Source organism: Kocuria sp. ZOR0020, assembly GCF_000800955.1.
GTDB lineage: Bacteria > Actinomycetota > Actinomycetes > Actinomycetales > Micrococcaceae > Kocuria > Kocuria subflava.
This window is the reverse complement of record NZ_JROX01000292.1, coordinates 1-4,016: the sequence shown is the minus strand read 5'-3', so window position 1 is coordinate 4,016 and position 4,016 is coordinate 1. Positions and strand designations below refer to the sequence as shown.

Annotated in this window: 2 protein-coding genes and 2 pseudogenes; 1 reads left to right on the top strand and 3 read right to left on the bottom strand. The window is 65.1% G+C overall.

Features of this window, described 5'->3' with window-relative positions; translation table 11 throughout:
* The 3 genes and pseudogenes from L979_RS15300 to L979_RS13130 all read right to left on the bottom strand — a co-directional run.
* Positions 1-136 (bottom strand): annotated as a pseudogene (locus L979_RS15300) (transposase); the annotation flags it as partial.
* 70 nt (positions 137-206) lie between these two features.
* Positions 207-1,016, bottom strand: a complete 810-nt coding sequence (locus L979_RS13135) for an IS30 family transposase (RefSeq protein WP_231559546.1) — start codon at positions 1,014-1,016, stop codon at positions 207-209.
* Positions 1,017-1,319: 303 nt separating this feature from the next.
* Positions 1,320-2,462 (bottom strand): calcium/sodium antiporter, encoded by a 1,143-nt coding sequence (locus tag L979_RS13130; protein WP_047692654.1) that lies wholly within the window; start codon positions 2,460-2,462, stop codon positions 1,320-1,322.
* A 172-nt stretch (positions 2,463-2,634) separates the two neighbouring features.
* Between L979_RS13130 and L979_RS13125 the strand changes: the two are divergent.
* Positions 2,635-4,007, top strand: a pseudogene (locus L979_RS13125) (IS1380 family transposase).
* Positions 4,008-4,016 lie beyond the last annotated feature (9 nt).

Sequence of the window (4,016 nt, the reverse complement as noted above, 5' to 3'; positions counted from 1 at the left end):
GAACGACGTGGAAGGGATCCATCAGCGCTACCGCGCCCGGTAGGGCCTCGCTGGCGGCGGTATTGAACCCGGAGAATCCGTCCATCGCTACCACCTCGATGCGGTCCTTCCGTTGCTTGGGGTGGGCCTCCAGCCAGGGTGGTGTCAAAGCGTGGAAGCAACATGGGGTTCGCCGGCCAGTAGTCGGGCGAAGGATTCTGTCGGTGTCAGGAAGCCCAGTGGGCGGCGGGCCGGTTGTTGATCTCCTCCGCGATGGTGGTGAGGTAGGGCTGGTGGTCGGGGATCGCCGTGCCCTTGGGGAGGTACTCGCGGTAGAGCCGGTTCGTGTTCTCGTTCGATGGCCGCTGCCACGGCGAGTGGGGGTCGGCGAAGTAGACCGGCATGTCTGTGGCCGGGGAGACCTTTGCGTGGTGCGCCATCTCGCTGCCCTGGTCCCATACCAGCGAGGTCTGCATCATCCGGGGCAGCTCGGTGAAGTACTCGATCACCGCGTCCGCGGTGCCCTCGGCGTGTTTCGAGGGCAGGGCGAGCGGGCCGGTGAACCCGCTCATCCACTCCACCAGCGTCGCCGCGCACGAGGACCCGTTCTTCCCGATGATCAGGTCGCCCTCCCAGTGCCCGGGTACCCGCCGCTTCGCCGCGTCCTCGCCACGCTCCGCGATCGGGACCATCCCCACGATCGGCCCGCCTCGGGAGCGGCCGTGCGTGCGGGGCCGGCGCTTGGTCCGTTTGGACTGCAAGAAGATCCCACGCTTGGCAAGTTCTCCGCGGGGGATCGCGTAGATGTACTGGTAGATCGCTTCTCCGCTGACGGTGCGGCCCTGAGCGTCGGGAGAGTTCGCCATGCGTTCAACGGTCGGGTCTGCGGCCTCCAGACGCAAGCGACCCGCGATCTCGTTCGGCGTCCATGACGCTGCGAGGTCGGCGTTGACGCGGGCCTCGAGTACCGGGTCCTTTGCCACTTTCCGGACCTGTGGGCGAGAGCGCTGGCGTTGCGCTTTCACGTCCGCGGTCACGGCTTGATAGCCGCGCGTCTTCGTCGAGTTCGGTCGAAGCTCTCTGGAGACCACCGAAGGGCATCTACCCAGGTGAGACGCGATCTTCCGGACTCCCCACCCGGCCTTCGATCCCGTCGAGATCTCCATCCGCTCCGTGAAGGTGAGTCGCCGCCGCACCATCCCAGGCCTCCTCGCCTCGAGCCCCCACCGACCGGGAGTGTTGCTACGACGCTATGACACCACCAACCGACAGTCATCTCTTGCCGATTTACATTCAGCCGACGACCTGAATGAAGCCAGCAGCCGAATGCACTCGACGGTCTACGTCGAAGTCGTGGTCTGGTCCAGGTCTCGGCGTCCCTTGCGGAGCCCGATTTCGTAGGCTGTAAAGGAAATGAGCGTCAGTGCGATTAACGGCAGCACGAACCACGCCATGGCTACGGTGAATCCCTCCAGTGCATCGTGCGCTGTGGCAGCCAGCACAAGGTATCCGGTGTAGGCGGCGTACAAAACCACGAACAAGCCGCCCTCCCAACGCGCCACCGCGAAGCCCGTGAACGCGATCGGCAGTAGTGCCACTGCGGCCGCCAGCATTACTGGGATATCGAAGGCCACTGCGGCGCCGGATACGGGAATGCCTTCAAGAGAGATGAGCGCGGTTAGTCCTAGCACTACCCCTATGTTGATGATATTGCTGCCGACCACGTTGCCCACCGCTAGGTCCCGTTCACCGCGACGCACGGCAATGATGGACGTCGCCAGCTCGGGCAGCGATGTCCCGACAGCCACAACGGTCAGTCCGACCACGAGGCTGCTTACGCCCAACGTGGTGGCTATGTTCACTGCTCCTTCCACGAGCAGCGTGGCACCGGCGACCAGCAACGCGACCCCCAGCAGCACAAAGAAGAGCGACCTGCTGACCGAGGCGCCTAGCGCAGCCCCTTCCTCGCCGGCTGGATCGACGGTTGCCGGTTCTCCTGTCCCTTCCCGGGCATTCACCGCGGTCTTGGCGTCCCGCCGACTAATCACCACGGACATTATGGTGTGGACCACCACACCGAAAAATAGTATCAGCCCGTCCACCGCACTGATCCTCCCATCCAGGGACACAAGGAGCAGTAGAACTGACAAGACGACCATCAGGGGCAGGTCAAAGCGGATCAGCCTCCGCTTTACAGCGAGGGGAACGACCAGCGCGGACAGTCCCAGGATGAGCAGAACATTAATGATGTTGCTGCCAACCGCATTGCCCACGGCAAGCCCCGGTTCATCACGCAGTACAGCACCGACGCTCACTGCGAACTCGGGTGCCGACGTCGCCGCTGACACTACGGTGAGACCGATCACCAATGACGAAATCCCGAAACGTCCGGCCAGTGCTGACGCCCCACGCACCAAAAATTCCCCACCCAAGACCAGCAGCACCAGTCCGGCCACGATCCGTCCAATATCAAGCGCATCCATGAGTAGGAGTGTACGGACCACAGTTCAGGCCCTGCCACGAGCACCCGCTGACCTCGAGATTTCACTGGGGTGTGGTCTCGACGGGTGGGCGTCATAGAGAAAGGTGCTCCTGGCCTGGGATGATACGGGGTGTCGAGTCTCGTAATCCCTGGCCGGAAGGAGCACCTTTCAGGTGTCCCACCCCACCGTGTTCTTCTACCCCCGCCCGCGTGTGGACGTCGCTGAGGTCCCGACGGCCTCGCATGCGGGCGCGGTGCTGCTGACCGACACGATCCACGCCACCGGCCTCGCCTCTTCGCTGCGTGAAGCGTTGGGTTCATGGACGAAACCGCTGGCCGAGCATCACGCCTCCAAGGTCCTGCTGGACCTCGCGATGACTCTCGCGGTGGGCGGGGAGGTCGCCCGTGACACCGACCTGCTGCGGTGCGAGCCGGGCCTGTTCGGTGACGTCGCCTCGGCCCCAACGATCTCCCGCACGCTCACCACCCTCGCTGAGGACGCGCCCGCCGTGATGACCGCGATCGCCAGGGCTCGCAGGACCGCGCGCGAGCAGGCCTGGGCCCTGGCCGGCGAGCATTCCCCGGCCGAGGGGACGAGCGCGAAGACCCCGCTGGTCATCGACCTCGACGCCACCCTGATCAACGTCCACAGTGAGAAGGAGCAAGCCGCCCCGACGTTCAAACGCGGCTTCGGCTACCACCCTCTGTACGCGTTCCTGGACCACGGCAGCGAAGGAACCGGGGAACCGCTCGCGATCCACCTTCGCCCCGGCAACGCGGGCTCGAACACCGCCAGCGATCACATCGCCGTCACCCGTCTGGCCCTTGCGCAGCTCCCACCGGCCCTGCTGGGCCGGGCCGGGCGGGGATCGAAAAAGGTCCTGATTCGCACCGACGGGGCCGGCGGCCCCAAGGACTTCGCGGGCTGGCTGGAGCGGCAGCGTCTGGCCTACTCAGTCGGGTTCACCCTCCCCGCGAACACTCCTGACCTGTTGGAACGTATTGATGAGGCGAAGGCGTGGACTCCTGCCTACGACACCGACACCGAAGGGATCCGCGATGGGGCATGGGTCGCGGAACTGACCGGACTACTGGACCTGCCCGGGTGGCCCCCGGAATGCGGGTAATCGTAAGGAAGGAACGCCCCCACCCCGGAGTGCAGCTACGGATCACCGATCACAAAGGGATGCGGATCACTGCGTTCGCGACCAACGCCCCACGCGGCCAGCTTCCAGTGCTGGAGCTGCGTCACCGCCGCCGCGCGCGCTGCGAGGACCGGATCCGCAACGCCAAGGACATGGGCCTGATGAAGTTCCCGCTGCAGGGATTCGCGCAGAACCAGGTCTGGTGCCAGATCGTCCAGCTCGCCGGCGTCATCGTCGCCTGGATGCAGGCCATCGCGCTGGCCGGCCATGATGCACGTCGCTGGGAGCCCAAACGGTTTCGCGCACGGTTGTTCGAGATCCCCGCGACCATCGTGCGCCGCTGTCGGCACAAGATCCTGCATTCGAGGCTCATCGCATTTGAGGGTGTAGCAAGGGTCTGAAGCCGCCTG